Source organism: Collinsella sp. AF23-4AC (assembly GCF_003462685.1).
In the GTDB taxonomy this organism is placed as follows: Bacteria; Actinomycetota; Coriobacteriia; order Coriobacteriales; family Coriobacteriaceae; genus Collinsella.
The window spans coordinates 17,684-38,260 of the sequence record NZ_QRVE01000001.1 but is presented as its reverse complement, the minus strand read 5'-3'; the positions used below and the strand labels follow the sequence as shown (position 1 = coordinate 38,260).

The window sequence follows — 20,577 nt, the reverse complement described above, 5'->3', positions numbered from 1 at the left end:
GTGCGGAACTCGCGATAAACTTCATATGCGTCCCTCCCGGGCACGAGCAAAAGGGCTGGTTAGTGCCGCTCGCTATTTAGTTAGATAGTCTAATCAGTGGTCAGATTTCAGGTCTGTTGATAGACGTAGCAGTATTTTCCCAGATAAAACCAACCAAAATGAACTTGTCCCTTATTGGCAGGTTTCCCGTGGGGCGGGCACTGATGAAGTTTATCGCGAGTTCCGCACGAACAGGAGGCCACTTAATGTGGCCTCCGTCGTGAGCAGGACTGTAGAGCAGGAAACTTCATCAGTGCCCGCCCCACGGGAAACCGGCGGGATAGACTGGTTCAGATGGGGCTTTGATGCATGGGTGGTCTGTTGGTGGGCAAATGGGTATCATACTGTGGTTACTGCATCGACTCTGCGATGCATGTTTGTACGTTCCCGGCGGTCGGTTTGCCAGAAGCGCCCCGTCGGTTGTTCCAGACCCGTTTCGAAGAAAGGAAACCACACTAACCTATGGCAGCTAAAAAATCATCTCCCTTGAAGATCATCCCGCTCGGCGGCCTTGACGGCATCGGCAAGAACATGACGGTCTTCGAGTGCGGCGACGACATGGTGCTCGTCGACGCCGGTCTCATGTTCCCGGATGACTCCCAGCCCGGTATCGACCTGGTGCTTCCCGACTACACCTATGTTCTAGAGAACGAGGAGAAGCTCCGCGGTATCGTCGTCACCCACGGCCACGAGGACCACACCGGTTCGCTTCCGTATCTGCTGCAGGACCTCAACAATAAGGTGCCCATCTTCTCGAGCAAGCTGACGCTTGGTTTTATCGAGGGCAAGCTTTCTGAGTTCCGCATCCGCGCACCCAAGTTCCGCGAGGTCAAGGGCGGCAGCCATGTCAACCTCGGCGGCATCTCGCTCGACTTCTTCTCGATGACGCACTCCATCCCCGGCGCTCTGGGCGTGTTCATCCGCACCAATCAGGGCACCGTTATGCACACCGGCGACTTTAAGCTCGACCAGACGCCCATCGACGGCGTCACGCCCGACTATGCCGCTATCAGCCGCTTTGCCAAGCAGGGCATCGACCTGCTGCTTTCCGACTCTACCAACGCCACGGTTCCCGGCTTTACCAAGTCCGAGGCAGAGGTTGGTCCCAACCTGCTGCACGCCATCAAGAACGCCCCGGGTCGCGTGTTCGTCGCATCGTTCTCGAGCCACATCCATCGTTTGCAGCAGATCTGCGATGCCGCCCGCAAGTGCGGCCGTAAGGTCGTTGTGACCGGTCGCTCTATGCTCACGAACACCCGCGTGGCGCGTGAGCTGGGCTACCTCAACATTGATGACGCCGATATCATCGATGCCTTCGACATTGATAACCTGCCCGACGACAAGATCGTCGTCATGTGCACTGGTTCGCAGGGCGAGCCGCTGTCGGCTCTGTCCCGCATGGCCAATGGCGAGCACAAGACGCTTTCCATCCACGAGGGCGATACCGTTATCCTCTCTGCAACTCCTGTTCCCGGCAATGAGAAAGCCGTCCAGCAGGTCGTCAACAGCCTTGCCAAGCTCGGCTGCGACGTGTGGGATAAGAACCGCGCTCTCGTCCACGTCTCCGGTCACGGTAGCCAGGAGGAGCTCAAGCTCCTGATGGCCATGGCCAAGCCCACGTACTTTATGCCGGTTCACGGTGAGGCCGTGCACCTGCGCGCCCATGCCCAGCTGGCCCGCAAGATGGGTCTCAAGGACGATCATATCTTTATTCTCGATAACGGCGACACGCTCGAGATGCGCGGCGGTATCGTCAAGCGCGGTACGCCCGTCGAGTCCGGCGTCGTCTATGTTGACGGCCTGCGCATCGGCGACACCGACCCCATCGTCCTGCGCGACCGTCAAAAGCTCGCCAACGACGGCATGGTCACAGCCGTTGCCATCGTCTCGCTCAAGCACAAGAAGATCGAGGCCATCGAGTTCTCGGGCCGCGGTGTTTCGTTTGCCATCGACGATCAATTCTCCGAGGATGCCTCCGCGTCCATCATGAAGACGATCGAGAAGGGCAAGTTTAGCTTTACCAGCAGCGGCTCCGATGCTATTCGTAAGGCCGTGCGCGATTCGCTCTCCAACTTCATTTGGAGCCGTACGCGTACCCGTCCGATGATCATCCCGGTCGTCATGGAGGTTTAGTTTGGCGCGCGGATCTGCACAAAACGCCAAAGGCAATAAAGCCAACAACCAGCCGGCATCTGCTAAGGGTGCCGGTTCCCATCTGCGTGCCAATAAGGGCCACGAGTCCGAGTTCGATGATTTCGAGCCCTTGGTCGAGCCCTCGGCCAACCGCGATATCGCCGGCGTGGTCATTGCTGTTTTGGCGATTGCGTCCTTTATTGCCGTGATTTCGCCGGCGACTGCGCCCGTTACGGCTGCGGTTGCCGGTTTCTACCACTTGGGCTTCGGTCTGGGCGCCTACGTGCTGCCGATCGTCATTTTGCTGTTTGCCGCCACGCTCTTTTTAGGCGAGGACTCGCCGCTCAACGCGCGCTCTGTTGCGGGCGGCGCCGTGGTCTTTATCGCCGTCGTCTCCATTCTTTCGTTGATGGTGCCAGGTACGAGCGACTCGTGCGACCTTATGTTCACGCCGCAAAATCTGTCCGCCTCGGGTGGCTACATTGGTGCGTTTATTGCGAGTGCGCTGCAGAATGCCCTGGGTAAGCCTATCGCGATGGTGGTCCTGTTGGGCCTTGTCGTCGTGGGCCTGGTCATCATCGGCTTTTCGGTGGGCGGCGTTTTGCGCTCTGCTCGCGACCGTGCGGCCGATTTTGCCGAGCGCCGTCGTGCCGATGTTAACGCGAGTCCGTGGGGTGACGATGAGGCCCTGTCGGTGCCCGGCGTTGCCCGTCCTCACCTGAGCATTCTTCGTCAAAAGGGCTCCGATGCTGCCGTGACCACGGTCATGGGCAACGATGTGGACCCGGTTTTGGACGATGACGACGAGGACGAGGATCCGTTTGTCGACGTGTCCGATGCCGTGGAAGCTGAGCGCGCTAAGACGACGCTGTTGCCGCGCCGCCATGCCAAGAAGGGCAAGGCTGCGCCCAAACTCAATACGAGTGAGCCCGACCCGTCTTGGTCCGAGAGCGAGATTGAGCTCACCGAGGGCGATGACGAGGACGACGAGGCTCCGATTGAGACCGCAAAGACAACTTTGCTGCCGCGTCGCCATGCAAAGCGCGACCAGGTAACCGGTCAGCTTTCGATGGAAGACGACCCCGATAAGATCGACGAGTCCGAGCCGCCGTTTGCCGTGAATCCTGTCTCGGCAGCACCTCAGATCCCCGATTTCTTGAAGCATCCCAAGGTTGCCGATGCGCCTGCCTTGAGTGCTGTCGAATCGGCTGCGGCTAGCGATGGGGGAGCGGATGGCGGCGCCGCAGATAACGAGGGCGAAGAAGAGGACGGCCTCAAACTTCCGCCACTTGAGATTCTGCATGCCAACCCGCAGTCGGCTTCCTCCGCGTCTTCTGACAAGGAGCTGGAACAGACTGCCGAGTCGCTTCAGTCCACCTTGCTGGAGTTTGGTCGTAGTGCCCGCGTGGTCGGCTGGATCGCCGGCCCCACGGTGACGACCTTTAAGCTGCAACCTGGCGAGGGCGAGCGCGTGAGCAAGATTTCGAGCCTCGAGGACGATATCGCGCTATCGCTTGCTGCCCAGTCGGTGCGTATCTTTGCCCCGATCCCCGGCACCTCGCTTGTGGGTATCGAGATCCCCAATCGCAAGCGCCAGAACGTCAACCTGGGCGACGTGCTTCCCTATGTGAAGGGCGGTCCGCTCGAGCTCGCCATCGGTCGAGATGCCGAGGGTACGCCGGTCGTCGCCGACCTTGCCAAGATGCCCCACCTGCTGATCGCCGGTACCACGGGTTCCGGTAAGTCGGTCATGATCAACTCCATCATCACGACCTTGCTCATGCGCGCCCTTCCCGAGGACGTTCGCCTGATCATGGTCGACCCCAAGCGCGTCGAGCTTGCGGGCTATAACGGTCTGCCGCATCTTTACGTGCCTGTAGTGACCGAGCCCAAGCAGGCCGCGAGCGCTCTGCAATGGGCCGTGTCCGAGATGGAGCGTCGCCTGAAGGTCTTCGAGCGTCTTAACGTGCGTAAGATCTCGACCTACAACGAAAAGCAGGCCGCCGGCGAGTTTGAGCATTACGACAACCCGCCGCAAAAGATGCCCTACCTGGTCATCATCATTGACGAGCTCTCGGATCTGATGATGGTTGCCGGTAAGGATGTCGAGGCCTCGATCGTTCGTATCGCCCAGCTGGGCCGTGCCGCCGGTATTCACCTTATCGTGGCTACGCAGCGCCCCAGCTCCAACGTGGTGACGGGCCTCATCAAGGCCAACATCACCAACCGCATCGCCTTTAACGTCGCCACGGGCATCGACTCGCGCGTCATTATCGACCAGATGGGTGCCGAAAAGCTTACCGGTTTGGGCGACATGCTGTTCTCCAAGGTCGACTGGGGCAAGCCTCGCCGTATCCAGGGCTGCTTTGTCTCGGACGACGAAATCAACGAGATTGTCGAGTTTGTCAAGTCGCAGAGCGAGCCCGACTACCACGAGGAGATCCTGTCTGCCGTGGCGCCCGCTTCCATGTCCATGGCGGGTGGCGGCGGCATTGTCCGTACCGGAGTCGCCGAGCCGCAAGACGATGATCCGCTCATTTGGGAAGCCGCCCATATTGTGGTGGAATCGCAGCTTGGCTCCACATCTGGCCTGCAACGTCGTCTGAAGGTTGGCTATGCGCGTGCCGGGCGTATTATGGATATGCTGGAAGAAAAGGGTGTCGTCGGCCCGCCCGACGGTTCCAAGCCGCGCGAGGTCCTGTTGGACGAGGAGGGGCTTGCCGCGCTGGAGTCTGTCGACGCCGAGATGGCACGTGAAGATCGTGAGTTTGGAGGATTCTGATGGCTGCACGCTTTGGTGACATGCTGCTTGAGCAGCGTCGCCGTATGGGCCTTTCCATTCAGCAAGTCGCCAACACCATCAAAATCAGGCCGCAGATCATCGAGTTTTTCGAGACCGGTAACTTTGCTTCGATGCCGCCGCGCGGCTATGCGCAGGGCATGATTTCGAGCTATGCTCGCTTTTTGGGCCTCAATCCGCGCGAGGTCGTCAATGCCTACTTTGACGATCTGATGGCATACGAACGCGAGACGTCGCAGCAGGGCGGTCGTTTTCAGGACGCCGCCGGCTACGTCAATTCGCGTTCCTCGGTCGAAAACGGGCGCTTCCTGATGGTTCAGGGCGGTCGTTCGACCCGCTATGGACAGCGTCCTCAGCAGGCCGGTTATATTACCGAGACGGGTTCGGGCGAAGAGATTCGCTCACAGCGTGACCGGTTCCGCAGTACGCCGATGCCCGAGGACCGTGCACTTCCCGCTGCCCGAGGCGTGGCGCGTGACCCTCGTGCCGGCTACGGCGACGGCGGCTATTCCGATCGCGGTTACCGTGGTGCCTCTACGGGACGCTCTCGCGGTGGCTATGCGGATGCCGATACCACGCAGGTGACGCCGCGTCTTCGCTCTCAATCACAGCCGTATGGCCAGCGCTCTTCGGCTCCGCGTTCGGGCCAGCGTGGCTATCAAGGCCGCGGTGAACTTGCGCCCCGCTCGGGTCAGCGCGGCCTTCAGGGCCAGGGTGGCTATCGCGGCCGTTCCGATAGCAATCGTGGTCGTATGCCTCAGGGAGGCGGCCGCAGCAGTTCCAGTCGCGGACGCGGCGGATCACGTACTCCTCAAAACACCGGGCTCGATCCGCGTATCGTCTACACCGGCATCGGCGCCGTTGCGCTGCTGCTGATCGTGCTCATCGTGGTGCTTCTGCGCGGCTGCGCATCTTCGGCGCCCGAGACCACGCCCGAGACGCCCACTGCCACCAAGACGACGACTAAGAAGTCTTCTAAGAAGACCGAAACGGTCGACGAGGACGAAGACGCCGATGAGGCGACGGATGAGTCGACTGATTCGGACGCTACCAAGACGACGGCCAAGAAGGAAGAGAACGAGGTTACGAAGGTCAAGGTCTCCGTTGCCAAGGGAAAGACCGCGTGGATTGAGGTCAAGGTCGACGGCAAGTCGGTCTATGGCGCCCAGGCGACTGGCCCCTTTGAGCAAGAGTACACGCCCGAGTCCTCGATCGAGATCACCACGTCCAAGCCTTCCGATGTCACCGTTACCAAGAACGGTGAAAAGGTCCGTTACGATACCAAGACCTCCGGCGTGGCGCGTGTGACGATCACCGTTCCCAAGAAGGAGACGACTGATTCCGAGAATGGTGAAAGTTCTGATGGTGCCGACGCCACCGATGGTAACGACACCACCGACGGCACCGATGCCCAGTCCACGGATGGCACCGATACCGCAACTGACGGTCAGACGCCCACCGATTCTACCGACTATTCGTACGATAGCTACTAAGCCGCTCGTACGCGAAAGGAAATATCATGGCTAAAGATTCCAGCTTCGACGTCGTGTCCGAGGTCAACATGCAAGAGGTCGACAACGCCTTCCAGCAGACCACGCGCGAGATTTCCCAGCGCTATGACCTGAAGGATTCCGGCGCCGCGATCGAGCTTTCGAAGGGCGACAAGCTCTTTACGATCAACGCCCCGGCCGACTTTGTCTCCAAGCAGATCATCGATGTGCTGAGCTCCAAGCTCATCAAGCGCGGCATCGACCTCAAGGCTGTCTCGTGGGATGCTCCGCAGGCGGCATCGGGCGGCACCGTGCGCGTGCTCGGCCATATCGTCGAGGGTATCGACCAGGCGACCGCCAAGAAGATCAACAAGGACATCAAGGACCAAAAGCTCAAGGTCAAGGTGACCATCGAGGCCGACAAGCTGCGTGTTTCCTCTGCTTCGAAGGACGCGTTGCAGACCGTGATCCAGTTCCTGCGCGACCAGGACTACGGCCAGCCGCTGCAGTTCACCAACTACCGCTAATATCATTCGAAAGGACCGCTCTCCAACATGGTTACACCGCTGGGCTCCGTGCTCTACATTACCCTCGGGTGCGCTAAGAACGAGGTTGACACCGACCGCATGCGTTCTCTTTTGACCGCCGCGGGCTACGAGGAGGCATTCGACCCACAGGATGCCGATATCGCCATCGTCAATACATGCTCGTTCCTCGCCTCTGCAACGTCCGAGAGCATCGAGACCACGCTCGAGCTCGCCAACGAGGTTCAGGACGGCGTTCGTTCTTGTCCCATCGTCATGTGCGGCTGTGTGCCGTCGCGCTATGGCGACGACCTGCCTGACGAGCTGCCCGAGGTCGCGGCCTTTGTGAAGGCCGACGAGGAGGACGGCATCGTGGCGGTCATCGATGGCGTGCTGGGTGTCGAGCGTGAGATCGCAGCCTATATCCCGCAGGTCAAGCGTACCGTCGAGGGTGCCGTTGCTTATGTCAAGATTTCCGATGGCTGCAACCGCTTCTGCAGCTTCTGCATGATTCCCTACATCCGCGGCCGCTATCACTCGCGTAGTGCCGAGAGCATTATTTCCGAGGTGCGCGACTTGGTTGCCGGTGGCGTGCGAGAGATCGTGCTGATCGGCCAGGACACGGGCATCTGGGGCACCGACTTTGCGGATGATGACGTCGCCGAGGGCTCGCCGCGCAATCTGGCACAGCTGCTGCGCGCCGTCGCCGAGGCCGTGCGTCCGCAGAACGTCTGGGTCCGCGTTCTCTACCTGCAGCCCGAGGGCATGACTGACGAGCTTATCGAGACGATTCGCGATACCCCCGAGGTGCTGCCCTATATCGATATTCCCGTGCAGCACTGCGATGCACGCATCCTTAAGGCCATGCGTCGCTCCGGTTCGCGCCAAGAGCTCGAGGACCTGTTCCGCGATCTGCGTGAGCGCATCCCCGGCATCGTAATCCGTTCCACGGCCATGGTCGGTTTCCCGACCGAGACCGACGACGAGTTCCGCGACCTTATCGACTTTATGGACACCGTCGGCTTTGACTACACGAGCGTCTTTGCATACTCGCAGGAGGAGGGCAGCCTGGCCGCTAAGATGGAGGGTCAGGTCGACGAAGAGGTCAAGCTCGAGCGCGCCCAGGAGGCCATGGACCTGGCCGAGTCGCTCGGTTTTGCCGCCACCGCCGCACATGTGGGCGAGCGCGCCCAGGTGATCGTCGACGGCATCGAGGAGACCGAGGACGGCGCCGAGCTGATCGGCCATGCCTGGTTCCAGGCGCCCGATTCCGATGGCGCGGTGCACTTGGACGCCAGCGAGGCGTCCGTGGGCGATATTCTGACTGTCGAGTTTACCGATAGCTTCTGCTATGAGCTTATCGGCCATGTTGTGGAGTAGGAGAGCGTCGTGGCTAACGAGAGCAATAAGGAACTGACGAGTGTCTGGACGCCCGCCAACATCGTGACGTGCGTGCGCATCGTCTTTATCCCGGTGTTCATGATCGTCTCGGCGCTTTCTCACACGAGCGTTGCCGGTACGGATTGGAGCACCTTCGACGGTCCGCTCGCCGCCGCTGCCTTCATTCTGTATGTGATCCTGTCGTGCACCGATAAGGTCGACGGTTATCTGGCTCGTTCACGCAACGAGATCACCGACTTCGGTAAATTCTTGGACCCCATCGCCGATAAGCTGCTCGTGTTCTCGGCCCTGCTGCTGTTCTTGGACTTTGGTGCCGTAACCGTGTGGTCGGTGTTCATCATCCTGTTCCGTGAGCTTCTGGTGAGCGCCCTTCGCATGGTTGCGAGTGCGGCCGGTGTGGTCGTTGCGGCCGATAAGCTCGGCAAGTACAAGACGGCAACCACGATGGTCTCCATCTGCGGTTACCTGTGCGTTTTTGCGATGGCCGGCTTGCACCTTGGCCCGGTGGCGCTGACGCTCGGCATCTACTCGGTGTCGCGCTTCCTGTACGCCGTTGCCGTTGTCCTGACCGTTATCTCGGGCGCCCAGTACTTCTGGAACTGCCGCAAGATCGTCTTTTCGGTCTAGGTCCTGGTGGGTATGACGGACTTTTTTGAGCAGATTTCCGCACATAATGAGGAGCTGGCGCGTGATATTGTCGAGCGCGCGAGCGCTCGGGGCGTGACGGTTTCGACGGCTGAGTCGCTGACGGCTGGTATGATCGCCTCGACGATTGCCGATATCCCGGGTGCCTCGGCGGTGCTGCGTGGCGGTGCGGTGACCTACTGCGATGAGATTAAGCATCGCGTTTTGGGTGTTGAGCAGGAGACGCTCGACCGCTATACCGCGGTGTCGCATCAGACCGCGCGCGAGATGGCGGCGGGTTCGCTGGAGCTGTATCAGAGCGATATTGCAGTGAGCGCAACGGGCTATGCCGGCCCCGGCGGCGGCACTGAGGACGATCCGGCTGGCACTTTCTATATTGGCTGGGCGTATCGCGCGGCTGATGGGGAAGTGCCGGTCGTGGACTCTGTGCGCTGCCACTATGAGGGCGACCGTTCGTGTGTTCGTGCCCATGCGGTCGCGGAGGCATTGGGACGCATTGCCCTTGTGCTCAACTCTATGGAATAGACGTGTTTTAAGGGGCCTTAGGGCCCCTTAATTGTGGAGATAGGGACCTTAGGCACATTTGGCGTATGTGCTGGTTGTAGACGTATTTTTGCCTGCCTTGTTCATATTTGGCCCTATATGGTCAAGCATTTGGTCAGTGTTTGGTCGGCGTTTGGTTGGGTTTTGGAAAGGTCGACTGCATATGATTGGCCTGAACGGTTGACCACGAACAGCCGTTCGTTTATTATCGATGCAGGTTGTTAAGAGGAGGGCTATTCATGGCCAAGAATTCAGGTCCCGTACGTACCGTTCATGCTCGCACGACGGGTAAAGAGCGCGATGAGATGATCGCCACCACCAAGGCAGAGATCGAGAAGAAATTCGGCCAGGGTTCCATCATGAGGTACGGCGACGGTGGTCCCGAGCTCGAGGTCGAGGCCATTCCCACGGGGGCTCTGGCCCTCGATGCCGCTCTTGGTATCGGCGGTGTGCCGCGCGGCCGTATCGTCGAGATCTACGGTCCTGAGTCCTCCGGTAAGACGACGCTTTCGCTCGAGATCCTGGCCGAGGCTCAGGCAATGGGTGGCGTGGTGGCATTTATCGATGCCGAGCACGCGCTCGATCCCACGTATGCCGCGCGCATTGGCGTGGATATCGACGAGGTACTGATTTCCCAACCCGATACGGGTGAGCAGGCGCTCGAGATTGTTGACATGCTCGTGCGTTCCGGCGCCATCGATGCCATCGTCGTCGACTCCGTCGCCGCGCTGACGCCGCGTGCCGAGATCGAGGGAGAGATCGGCGATACCACGGTCGGTTTGCAAGCTCGCCTGATGAGTCAGGCGCTCCGCAAGCTCGCCGGCTCGCTGTCCAAGTCCAACACGACATGCATCTTCATTAACCAGCTGCGAGAGAAGATCGGCGTCATGTTCGGCAACCCCGAGACCACGACGGGCGGCCGCGCCCTTAAGTTCTTCTCTTCGGTGCGTATCGACATTCGCCGCATCGACAGCATTAAGCTTAAGGATGAGGTTATCGGTAACCGCGTGCGCGCCAAGGTCGTTAAGAACAAGGTGGCAGCTCCGTTCCGTTCTGCTGAGTTTGACATCATGTACGGTACGGGCATCTCTAAGGAGGGCTCGATTCTGGACATGGCTGTCGAGTGCGGCATCTGCAAGAAGATGGGCTCCTGGTTTGCCTATGGCGAGGACAAGCTCGGCAACGGTCGCGAGGCCGCCAAGGCGTTTCTGCGCGAACACCCCGATTGCGCCGACGAGATTGAGCATAAGGTCCGCCTTGCCTGCGGGCTTGAGTTTGATGACGATGCTCCATCCGAGGTCGAGCTGACCGATCAGCCTGCGCCTGAGGAGTTTGACGAGCTTTACGCCATCGATGGTTCCGCCATGCTCGATGATGACGACGAGTAGCGGTTACGCTCATGTCGTATACGGTGACCGAGGCCTCGGTCGTCTTTCCCGATAAGAAGGCGGCCTCCTCGTTCTCGAGCGGCTATGCGTCCAAAAAGCCTTGCGCACATATCGATTGTGAGCTTGAGGGCGGTTTTGAGCGGTCCATTTGGATCCCCGTGCGGGTCGCGCGGCTTTATGTCAAAAACCGCCCCGATCTTCCCTGTGATTGGGATAACTTTCGTGAGGCGGTGCAGCTCATCGAGCGTAAATGTGCACTTACCATGGTGACCGAGATGTTATCGCGCCGCGACCATGCGACGGGTGAGGTCCGTGAAAAGCTGGCTCGCTACGGCTTTCACCAGTCCGCGATCGATTTCGCCGTCGAGCGCGCCACCGAGTATCGCTTTTTAGACGAGAACCGCTTTTGCTCGTACTTTATCGAGGAACGCAAGCGGCGCGGTTGGGGACAGCGTAAAATCGAGACCGAGCTCAAGCGCCGTCATGTCGTGCTCGATGACATTCCCGGTTATCCCGAGGATTATTTTGCCGTCGAGGACGATTTGGCGCGTGCGTCAGCCCTGCTCGCCAAGCGGCGTGTTCCAGAGACGCGCGGATTCGAAAAACTGGTTCGGTTTTTGATGGGCAAGGGCTTTTCGTACCACATCGCCGCCGATGCCGTTAAGGCGCGTCTCGATGCCGAACGTGAGGAATGTGCGGTTTAGGCGTATGCGTTTTGTGGCCCTGCCGTTCACCGTGTTTTAGCCGCCGTGTTGGGGGCATTTATTTGACAGTTGTTGTGGTTCAACGTACGATAAACAGCGTCATTTGCTTTGTGATATGTGCTCATCTTTGATGAGTTTGTTTATATGTTTATCTGTATCCGACCCGCATAAGCTGCGCCCATATTACTCAAATGTCGCGAGCCGTTCGTAAGGACGGTTCGCTTTGTTGTGTAACGAATCCATAAAAAGGAGTGAGCATGCCTATCATCGCAGCGCTCGTTGGCATCGTTTTGGGTGCCATCGCCGCCATTGCCTACATGCGCACCGCCAAGCAGGGTAGTCTTCACGAGGCCGACGAAAAGATTCAGTCGGCACACGCACAGGCTGAGTCCCTGATCGGTGATGCCAAGCGTCAGGCCGAGACCCTCAAAAAAGAGGCTCTGCTCGAGGCTAAAGAGGAGATCATCAAGAACAAGCAGGCCGCTGAGGCCGAGGATAAGCAGCGTAAGAACGAGATTCGTACGCTCGAGAACCGCGTGATGCAGCGCGAGGAATCCCTCGATCGCCGCAACGATGCTCTCGACAAGCGCGAGCATCAGCTGTCCAGCCAGGCCGGTCAGGTCGAGAAGCGCTCCCGTGAGCTCGAGGAGCTCTGCGCAAAGCAGACCTCCGAGCTCGAGCGTATCGCCGACCTTACCCGCGAGGACGCCCACAAGGAGCTCCTCGATAAGGTTCGCGGCGAGGTCACCCACGAGGCTGCCACGATCATTCGCGAGTCCGAGCAGCAGGTTCGCGCCGAGTGCCACAAGACCGCCCAGGAGATTCTGTCTCTGGCGATTCAGCGCTGCGCTGCCGACCATACTGCCGAGGTCACCGTTACCTCCGTGCACATTCCCTCTGATGACCTCAAGGGCCGTATCATCGGTCGCGAGGGTCGCAACATCCGGACCTTCGAGCAGGTTTCCGGCGTCAACCTCGTGATCGACGACACGCCCGAGACCGTCGTTCTTTCGAGCTTCGACCCGGTCCGTCGTGAGACCGCCCGTGTCGCCCTCGAGAACCTCATCGCCGACGGCCGCATTCACCCTGCCCGTATCGAGGAGATGTATCACAAGGCCGCTGACCTGGTTCAGCAGCGCGTGCGCGAGGCTGGCGAGCAGGCTGCCTTCGATACCGGCATCCACGACCTGCACCCCGAGATCGTCAAGACCCTTGGTGCCCTGCGCTACCGTACTTCGTTTGGTCAGAACGTGCTTCAGCACTCTCTCGAGGTCTCTGATCTGTGCGGCGTGATGGCTTCCGAGCTTGGCCTGGACGTTGTGACTGCCAAGCGCGCCGGCCTGCTGCACGACCTGGGCAAGGCAATCGACCATGACGTCGAGGGCCCGCATGCCGTCATCGGTGCCGAGCTGGCCCGCCGTTATGGCGAGAAGCCCGTTATCGTCCACGCTATCGAGGCTCACCATGCCGATGTCGACCCTAACACGGTGCTCGATGTCCTGGTACAGGCCGCCGATGCTGTCTCTGCCTCTCGCCCCGGTGCCCGTCGCGAGTCTGCCGAGAACTACATCAAGCGTCTTGAGAAGCTCGAGGAGATCGCCAACTCCCATGACGGCGTCGAGCGTACCTATGCCATGCAGGCTGGTCGCGAGGTTCACGTCATGGTTCAGCCGGACAAGATCTCCGATGCCCAGTCCACGGTCCTGGCTCACGATATCGCCCATCAGATCGAGGAAGAGATGGAGTATCCCGGTCAGGTGCGCGTTGTCGTGATTCGCGAGAGCCGCGCTGTCGATATCGCTAAATAACATGAGCGACGCGAACGAGCTCATCTCATTTATCGCGTCGATGTCGGGGGAGGGCAACCTTCGCGTCGAGGAGAACCTTGGCGAGGGGTATGTCCGCCTCCGCGTTTCGGAGGCCGAGCGGCGCCAGGCAAAGCACGACATTCAGCATGTCGAGGATATCGTCATCGAAATGCTCCGTAATGCTCGCGATGCCGGCGCCGACAAGGTCTTTCTCGCTACGACCAAGGAAGATGGCGTCCGCACGCTTGTCTTTCTGGATAACGGCTCGGGTGTTCCGCAGGATATGCAAGAGCAAATCTTCGATGCTCGCGTTACCTCCAAGCTCGAGAGCATGAAGATGGACCGTTGGGGCGTTCACGGTCGTGGCATGGCATTGTTTTCGATCAAGCAGAACACCGATGAGGCCCGTGTGGTCACGTCCGGTGTCGATCTTGGTTCAGCCTTTAAGGTGAGCGTCGCGGCCGACCGCCTCAGTGAGCGTGCCGATCAGTCCAGCTGGCCCCAGGCCGTCAAGGATGAGGACGGACGTTATGTCTGTGCTCGCGGTCCGCATAATATTATTCGCGCTGCTTGTGAGTTTGCGCTCGAGGAGTTGCGTGGTTGCGATGTCTACCTTGGTTCTCCGTCTGAGATTGCCGCGACCCTTTATGCTCAGGCGTCAAGCCGGCTCGATACGTCTCGTCTCCTGTTCATTGACGACGAGAGCGAGCTTCCGGTTGTCGATCGTTTAGGCCTTGCTTCTGATGCCGAGGACTTTATCCGTATCTGTGCTGGTTTGGGTCTTGAGATGTCCGAGCGCACGGCTCATCGCATTTTGGCAGGGCAGATTAAGCCCGTTCGCGGTGTGACCGCGCGTCTGCTGCGCGAGCGTGATTCGTCCTCGCATGCGCCGGCTCCTGTCGATCTCGCAAAGGATCGTCGCGGGCTACGTATTGCCAAGGATGATATGGCACAGTTTTCGCGTGCTGTGGAGCGCGACTTTAATGACCTTGCCGCCCGGTACTATCTCAACCTTTGCGGCGACCCAAAGATTCGCGTTTCGCGTGATCGAATCACCGTGACCTTTGATCTTGCCAAAGAGGAATAGTGCCTTTACCGAGTCCACTCGGTACGATACAGTTATTGCAGTTAAAACGTACTTTTAAACGCAGGAGTTTCTTCATGGATTGCCTGAAGGTATCAAGCAAATCATCGCCCGCGTCCGTTGCCGGCGCCATCGCCGGCATGGTCAAGGATGGTGTACCCGTCAACATTCAGTGTGTCGGCGCCGGTGCGGTCAACCAGGCCATTAAGGCCGTGGCTATCGCGCGCGGTTTTTTGATCCCAACCGGTTTTGATATTTCCTGCGCGCCCGTGTTCTCCGACATCCTCATTAACGGGGAGTCGCGCACGGCCATCCGCCTTTCTATCTACGTTCACCAGATCAATCGAGCTGCTATGGATAACGTCGTCATGGATGATGTTAAGCCTGTGGCATAGCTTCTGATTGCCTCGTTTTGCTCCCCATCGTTAGGACTTATTCACATGGACCAGCGTTCCGTACGCGATATTCTTGCCGGTAAAACCTACTTTATCCGCACCTTTGGCTGCCAGATGAATCAGCACGACTCTGAGCGCGTGAGCGGTCTGCTCGATTCGTATGGTTGCCTTATGGCGCTCGATCCCGAGCATGCCGATATTGTTGTCTTCATGACATGCTGCGTGCGCGAGGCCGCCGATACTCGCCTGTACGGTCAGTGCAATTCCTGCAAAAGCCTGCCGCCTTCGCCTTCGGGCAAGCGCGTGGTTGCTGTTGGCGGTTGCATCGCGCAGCGCGATGGCGAGGGCCTGCTCACCAACGTCGATAACGTCAATGTCATCTTTGGCACGCATTCCATCGCGCATGTGGCCGAGCTCATTGCCGAGGCGTTCCTTGACGGCAAGCGTTATATCCGCACCAATGAGCATGAGGATATGGATGCCATGAGCATGCCGTGGCATCGCGAGACCCAGTATCACGCCTGGGTGCCCATCATGACCGGCTGCAATAATTTCTGCACCTACTGCATCGTACCGTACGTGCGCGGTCGCGAAAAGAGCCGTCCCTTCGAGGAGATTGTCGACGAGGTGACCGGTTTGGTACGCCAGGGCGTGCGTGAGATTACGCTGCTGGGCCAAAACGTTAACTCATATGGTCGCGATCTGTTTGGTAAGCCGCGTTTTGCCGATCTGCTGCGTGCCGTGGGCGATACGGGTGTGGAGCGTATCTTCTTTACGTCTTCGCATCCCAAGGATCTGCTTCCCGAGACCATCGACGCCATGGCCGAGACGCCTGCCGTTATGCCGCAGCTGCACTTGGCCGTCCAGTCCGGTTCGACGCGGATCCTCAAAGAGATGAATCGCCGTTATACACGCGAGGACTATCTGGGCCTTGTCGATCGCATTCGCAACCGCATGCCCGATATCGCGCTCTCGACCGACATTATCGTGGGCTTCCCGGGCGAGACTGAAGAAGACTTTGAGCAGACGCTCTCACTTGCCGAGACGGTCCGCTATGCTCAGGCCTATACCTTCATCTATTCCAAGCGCGCTGGTACCCCGGCCGCAGAGATTGACGATCCTACGCCGCATGAGGTTATTCTCGAGCGTTTCAACCGCCTGGTTAAGGTTATCGAGACCACGGCACACGAGTATAACCAGGGCGAGCTTCATACTGTGGTGCCGGCGCTCATTGAGGGAACGAGTAAAAAGAACGATGCGGTGCTGCTGGGTAAGAGTCCCAAGAATCAGACCGTGCATGCACCCATCCCCGAGGGTTACAGCATCGACCAGCTTGTCGGTAAGATCGTTGATGTTAACGTCGACGTTGCTAAGACGTGGTATTTGTCAGGCTCCGTTGTGGGTGAGCCGCGCTAATGATTTCTCCCGGGGCAGGTCTTTCCGCCGTTGCGATCGTCGGTCCGACGGCGGTTGGTAAGAGTGATGTTGCCGACCGTTTGGCAGCTCGTCTTTCGTCCGAAGTGCTGTCGTGCGATGCGATGCAAATCTATCGCGGCATGGACATCGGTACCGCAAAGATGGCGCCCAATGAGTGTACGGCGCCGCTGCGTCTCGTCGACATTGTAGAGCCGGGTGTGGCGTACTCTGCGGCGCTTTACCAGGTCGACGCTCGCGCGCATGTTGATCGTCTGCTCGGGTCAGGACGTCTTCCGGTGTTTTGCGGGGGTACAGGCCTGTATCTCAAGGCCGCCCTCGATGAGATGGACTTTCCCTCGGGAGAACTTGAGGACGATCGCCGTGCGGGCTATCAGGAGCTTGCCGAGCGTATTGGCGAGGAAGAGCTGCATGCTCTGCTTGCCGAGCGCGATCCAGAATCGGCTGCTGTTATTCATCCCCATAACGTGCGCCGTGTGATTCGTGCGCTCGAGATGCATGATGATGGTATCTCCTATGCAAAGCAAAAAAGTCAGTTTAGTGTTCCGCGCGAGCATTATCACGCCCTATGGTTTGGTCTGACGCGTAATCGCGAGGTGCTCTACGAGCGCATTAATCTGCGCGTCGATCTGATGTTTGAGCAGGGTCTTGTCGATGAAGTCCGCAGTCTTATGGGCCAGGGGCTGGGAGATGCCCTGACGTCGATGCAGGCAATTGGCTATAAAGAGATCATCGATGCTTTTAATGGCGTGATGAGCATGGATGAGGCTCGCGAACTCATTAAGATGCGTTCGCGTCGTTATGCCAAGCGTCAGCTTTCGTGGTTTAAGCACGATGATCGTATCGTGTGGTTTGATATGGATAAATTTACAATCGATGAGGTCGTTGAGGATATCTTGCATCGTATTGAGGTTGCCTAATGGCCCGTTTTCCTCTTGTTCCCACGGCACCCGAGCCCGAGCGTGCCATTTTGGTTGGTGTTGAATGGCGCGACAATGCATGGCCGCTCGATCGCTCGCTTGATGAGCTGGAGCGTCTTGCCCACACGGCTGGTGCCCAGTGCGTGGCACGCTTATCGCAGCGTTTGGTAAAGCCGTATCCTAAATCGTTTATCGGTTCCGGTAAGGTTGAAGAGCTGTGCGGCCTGGTACATCGCATGGATGCCGATGTCGTTATTTTTGATGACGACCTGACGCCCTCGCAGCTATCCTATTTGGAGAAAGCCGTGGGCGAGCCGGTAAAGATTATCGATCGTACTGCACTGATCTTGGATATCTTTGGCCTTCATGCTCAGACGCGTGAGGGACGCCTACAGGTACAGCTGGCACAGCTTCAATATCTGTTGCCTCGTCTGCGTGGCATGTGGAGTCATCTCGCCAAGGAACAGACGCGCGGCGGCATCGGCTCACGCTTTGGTCAGGGCGAAAGTCAGCTCGAGGTCGACCGTCGCCTCATTCGTAATAAGATCGCTGCGCTTTGTCGTGAGCTCAAGCAGGTTGAACAGCGTCGCGATGTTCAATCCAAGAGCCGCATTGAGTCACCGGCGTTTCGCGTCGCGTTAGCCGGTTATACCAATGCCGGTAAATCGACGTTGCTCAATCGTCTGACCGGCTCTACGGTACTTTCTCAGGACAAGCTGTTTGCTACGCTCGACCCGACGACGCGTTCGTATCGCCTGCCCGGCGGTCGCGGCATGACGATTACTGATACCGTCGGCTTTATTCAAAAGCTGCCGCATGGTCTGGTCGATGCCTTTAAATCGACGCTGTCCGAGGTGTTGGGTGCCGATCTAATTCTCAAAGTCGTAGATGCGTCTGACGAGGACTATGAGCGGCAGCTGGAGGCTGTCGACCGCGTGCTCGATGAGATCGGCGCCGGAGAGCGTTTAACGCTGACCGTATTCAATAAAATCGATCTTCTCGATAGCGTTGATCGATTGAGTTTCCGTCGTCGCTATCCGGAAGCCGTTCTGTTCTCGGCCCAAACGGGCGAGGGGCTCGACGATCTCGTCGATCGCATTGCTCGTGAGGCAGCTGCCACCGATGTGTTGCTCTCCGCTGACATTCCGTATCGCGAGGGCGCTCTCATCACGCTGGTGCATGAGCAGGGAACCCTTCTGCATGAGGAATATCTCGAGGACGGTGTTCGCATTGTGGCGAAGTTGCCGGCTCGTATTGCACCGCGGCTCGAGCGTTATCGCACCGAGTAGACGAGCTCCAAAATGCCCAGAATGATGGGCTGATGCAGCAGATAAAAGGGGAGTGCGTGACGTCCAAGGCTGGCGAGCGCCGGCAGGGGGTTGGCGTAGGCCCAGCTAGGGACGGTCTTATCGATTCCCTGCGCTATGTGTGCGGCGAAGTATCCTGCAAGATACATAAAGATAAACGGGATGATGGGGTAGTAATCACCCGAGACAAACCCAGGGCTCGGAAATCCCAGCCACGCCAGGTAGGGGACAGGGTAGGTCGTTTTGGGGATGCTCCAGGTGAGGGCGAACAACACAAGGCATAGGGGCATGCCCCATCTCGCCGATATCTTCTTAAGGACGGGATCGGTCAACGCCACGATGCCAGTACATGCGGCCATGCAGTAGATGATGCCAAAATTAACCGAATCGTCGACTGAGACAAGTGTTGTTGCCACCCAGACGACGAGTGCTGCTAAGGCGTATTTGGCGGCACGTTTGATATTGTTGCGCGAAAGGGTACACATCCAACCCGCGATAAACAAAAATACCCAGCTGATGCTGGCGCGCCAGATGTCTTGAAAGACTGACTGGGTAAACCAGGGCATATCCCAGCCGTACAGGTAGGCGAGATCGTAGCAAGCGTGAAAACCTGCCATAGAAATCATCGTAAACCCGCGGACGGTATCAAAGATGGTGATGCGTTTTTGCATTACGAGAACCGGCGCATTAAACCGACAACTTTACCCAAAATAACGGGGTTCGTCGCATAGATAGGCTCCATAGTGTCGTTCTCGGGCTGCAAGCGCACGCGCCCCTGCTCCTTGTAGAACGTCTTGACGGTCGCTGAACCATCAATCATGGCCACGACAATTTCGCCGTTCATGGCACTCTTTTGTTCACGGACGATGATGTAATCGCCATTGAAGATGCCGACATTGATCATTGAGCTCCCATGCACCTCAAGGATAAAGGAACCCTGATCGGTGGCGATTTCGGTCGGGATAGTAAACGTGTCTTCGATATTCTGCTCGGCCAGAATGGGAATCCCAGCTGCGACGCGACCAACGAGCGGTAGCGAGACCGTTCCGCGAGGTGCGGAGGGCTCGTCAGATTTAGAAATTGAGACCGAGGAGCCGTCCTCGTTAAAGAGTTCCAGGGCGCGCGGTTTGGTGGCATCGCGCTTGAGTAGCCCGCGCGCCTCCAGGGCAGAGAGATGAGCGTGCACGGTGCTGGGGGAGGAAAGGCCCACGGCAGAAGCCATCTCGCGCACGCTGGGCGGATAACCCTTCTCCTGCTGATATTCCTTGATGAAGTCGTAAATTTGCTGCTGACGCTTGGTAATTTTGCGAGCCATCAGGGCATCCTCTCTACCCATGTCAAACAAATGTTCGAATTTTGCTTGACAGGAACAACTGTTCGAAGATAATAATAACCGAACATTCGTTCTCGCGCCAGATATTTTTGTCCGCGCGGCTTGATAAAACTGTTCTCAGCAAAACACGCGAGAGGAGAACATGATGAACGCAACGAATATGGTCCAGGGAAACCTCGTCCTTAAGCTCGAGACGCCTGCCGCGCCCGCTTTTACTGTTGTTCAGGGTGGCCGTTCCGGCTTTCAGCCTTTGACCGTAAAGTCTGCTCGCAATCAGCAGGCTGCAGTCGCGCCGGCCCGCGTTGCCCTGAAGGTTCCGACGATTGTCGCTGTTGCCGTTTCGCTTACGCTCTTCTTTGTCCTTGCTACGTCGGTCTTTAGCGCTCGTCACACCGCGTATGCCGAGTCCGTTTCCAACGTTACCTACGAGACCATTCGCGTTCAGCCTGGCGATTCTCTTTGGTCTCTTGCCGAGGAATATCCTATCGAAGGCCTTTCCACGCTAGAGACTTCCGACATGATCCGTAACGTCAATCATCTGGAGCATGGTTCGCTCGCCGCCGGTGCGCATCTTAAGGTTCCTGCTCGTTCGTAATCATTATCGCGCTGCGCATGGTACCCTTGTTATC

The 20,577-nt window shown here is 58.3% G+C and carries 18 protein-coding genes; 16 read left to right on the top strand and 2 right to left on the bottom strand.

The window, feature by feature from the left end:
• Positions 1 to 501 precede the first annotated feature (501 nt).
• The 15 genes from DWY05_RS00190 (at position 502) to hflX (ending at position 18,597) form a co-directional block, all read left to right on the top strand.
• Positions 502 to 2,172: a ribonuclease J gene (locus tag DWY05_RS00190; RefSeq protein WP_022094702.1), complete on the top strand. Its 1,671-nt coding sequence runs from the start codon at positions 502 to 504 to the stop codon at positions 2,170 to 2,172.
• A gap of 1 nt (position 2,173) precedes the next feature.
• Complete coding sequence (locus DWY05_RS00185; RefSeq protein ID WP_233503979.1) at positions 2,174 to 4,954, top strand: DNA translocase FtsK; 2,781 nt, start codon at positions 2,174 to 2,176, stop codon at positions 4,952 to 4,954.
• Entirely contained in the window at positions 4,954 to 6,465 is a 1,512-nt protein-coding gene (locus DWY05_RS00180; protein WP_117820589.1) for a RodZ family helix-turn-helix domain-containing protein, read from the top strand. Before DWY05_RS00185 ends, DWY05_RS00180 begins: the two co-directional genes overlap by 1 nt.
• 26 nt (positions 6,466 to 6,491) lie before the next feature.
• Complete coding sequence (locus tag DWY05_RS00175; RefSeq protein WP_117820590.1) at positions 6,492 to 6,989, top strand: YajQ family cyclic di-GMP-binding protein; 498 nt, start codon at positions 6,492 to 6,494, stop codon at positions 6,987 to 6,989.
• A gap of 27 nt (positions 6,990 to 7,016) precedes the next feature.
• Complete coding sequence (gene rimO, locus DWY05_RS00170) at positions 7,017 to 8,366, top strand: 30S ribosomal protein S12 methylthiotransferase RimO (protein ID WP_117820591.1); 1,350 nt, start codon at positions 7,017 to 7,019, stop codon at positions 8,364 to 8,366.
• 99 nt (positions 8,367 to 8,465) lie between these two features.
• Positions 8,466 to 9,014, top strand: coding sequence for a CDP-diacylglycerol--glycerol-3-phosphate 3-phosphatidyltransferase (gene pgsA / locus DWY05_RS00165; protein WP_006235973.1), 549 nt, complete (start codon positions 8,466 to 8,468; stop codon positions 9,012 to 9,014).
• A 12-nt stretch (positions 9,015 to 9,026) separates the two neighbouring features.
• The gene (locus DWY05_RS00160; RefSeq protein ID WP_117820592.1) at positions 9,027 to 9,557 is read left to right on the top strand and encodes a CinA family protein; all 531 of its coding nucleotides are present in this window, start codon (positions 9,027 to 9,029) and stop codon (positions 9,555 to 9,557) included.
• A gap of 257 nt (positions 9,558 to 9,814) precedes the next feature.
• Positions 9,815 to 10,963 (top strand): recombinase RecA, encoded by a 1,149-nt coding sequence (gene recA / locus DWY05_RS00155; RefSeq protein WP_022094695.1) that lies wholly within the window; start codon positions 9,815 to 9,817, stop codon positions 10,961 to 10,963.
• Between the two features lie 11 nt (positions 10,964 to 10,974).
• A complete protein-coding gene (locus DWY05_RS00150) occupies positions 10,975 to 11,667 on the top strand; it encodes a regulatory protein RecX (RefSeq protein WP_117820593.1) in 693 nt (230 codons plus the stop codon).
• A 257-nt stretch (positions 11,668 to 11,924) separates the two neighbouring features.
• Positions 11,925 to 13,475, top strand: a complete 1,551-nt coding sequence (gene rny / locus DWY05_RS00145; protein ID WP_089573375.1) for a ribonuclease Y — start codon at positions 11,925 to 11,927, stop codon at positions 13,473 to 13,475.
• Between the two features lies 1 nt (position 13,476).
• The gene (locus DWY05_RS00140; RefSeq protein ID WP_117820594.1) at positions 13,477 to 14,562 is read left to right on the top strand and encodes an ATP-binding protein; all 1,086 of its coding nucleotides are present in this window, start codon (positions 13,477 to 13,479) and stop codon (positions 14,560 to 14,562) included.
• Positions 14,563 to 14,636: 74 nt separating this feature from the next.
• On the top strand, positions 14,637 to 14,954 hold the full coding sequence (locus DWY05_RS00135; protein WP_006235982.1) for a stage V sporulation protein S: 318 nt from the start codon (positions 14,637 to 14,639) through the stop codon (positions 14,952 to 14,954).
• A 45-nt stretch (positions 14,955 to 14,999) separates the two neighbouring features.
• The gene (gene miaB / locus DWY05_RS00130) at positions 15,000 to 16,370 is read left to right on the top strand and encodes a tRNA (N6-isopentenyl adenosine(37)-C2)-methylthiotransferase MiaB (protein ID WP_117820595.1); all 1,371 of its coding nucleotides are present in this window, start codon (positions 15,000 to 15,002) and stop codon (positions 16,368 to 16,370) included.
• A complete protein-coding gene (gene miaA / locus DWY05_RS00125; protein ID WP_117820596.1) occupies positions 16,370 to 17,308 on the top strand; it encodes a tRNA (adenosine(37)-N6)-dimethylallyltransferase MiaA in 939 nt (312 codons plus the stop codon). The genes miaB and miaA overlap by 1 nt, the downstream gene beginning before the upstream one ends.
• Entirely contained in the window at positions 17,308 to 18,597 is a 1,290-nt protein-coding gene (gene hflX / locus DWY05_RS00120; RefSeq protein WP_117820597.1) for a GTPase HflX, read from the top strand. The genes miaA and hflX overlap by 1 nt, the downstream gene beginning before the upstream one ends.
• Here hflX and DWY05_RS00115 read toward each other — a convergent pair.
• A complete protein-coding gene (locus tag DWY05_RS00115; protein ID WP_117820598.1) occupies positions 18,582 to 19,286 on the bottom strand; it encodes a heparan-alpha-glucosaminide N-acetyltransferase in 705 nt (234 codons plus the stop codon). The genes hflX and DWY05_RS00115 overlap by 16 nt on opposite strands.
• Positions 19,286 to 19,930 carry a transcriptional repressor LexA gene (lexA, locus tag DWY05_RS00110; protein ID WP_147335199.1) on the bottom strand — a complete coding sequence of 215 codons (645 nt, stop codon included), beginning with the start codon at positions 19,928 to 19,930 and terminating at the stop codon, positions 19,286 to 19,288. Before lexA ends, DWY05_RS00115 begins: the two co-directional genes overlap by 1 nt.
• 163 nt (positions 19,931 to 20,093) lie before the next feature.
• Between lexA and DWY05_RS00105 the strand changes: the two genes are divergently transcribed.
• On the top strand, positions 20,094 to 20,543 hold the full coding sequence (locus tag DWY05_RS00105) for a LysM peptidoglycan-binding domain-containing protein (protein ID WP_158558680.1): 450 nt from the start codon (positions 20,094 to 20,096) through the stop codon (positions 20,541 to 20,543).
• The last annotated feature ends 34 nt before the right edge of the window (positions 20,544 to 20,577 follow it).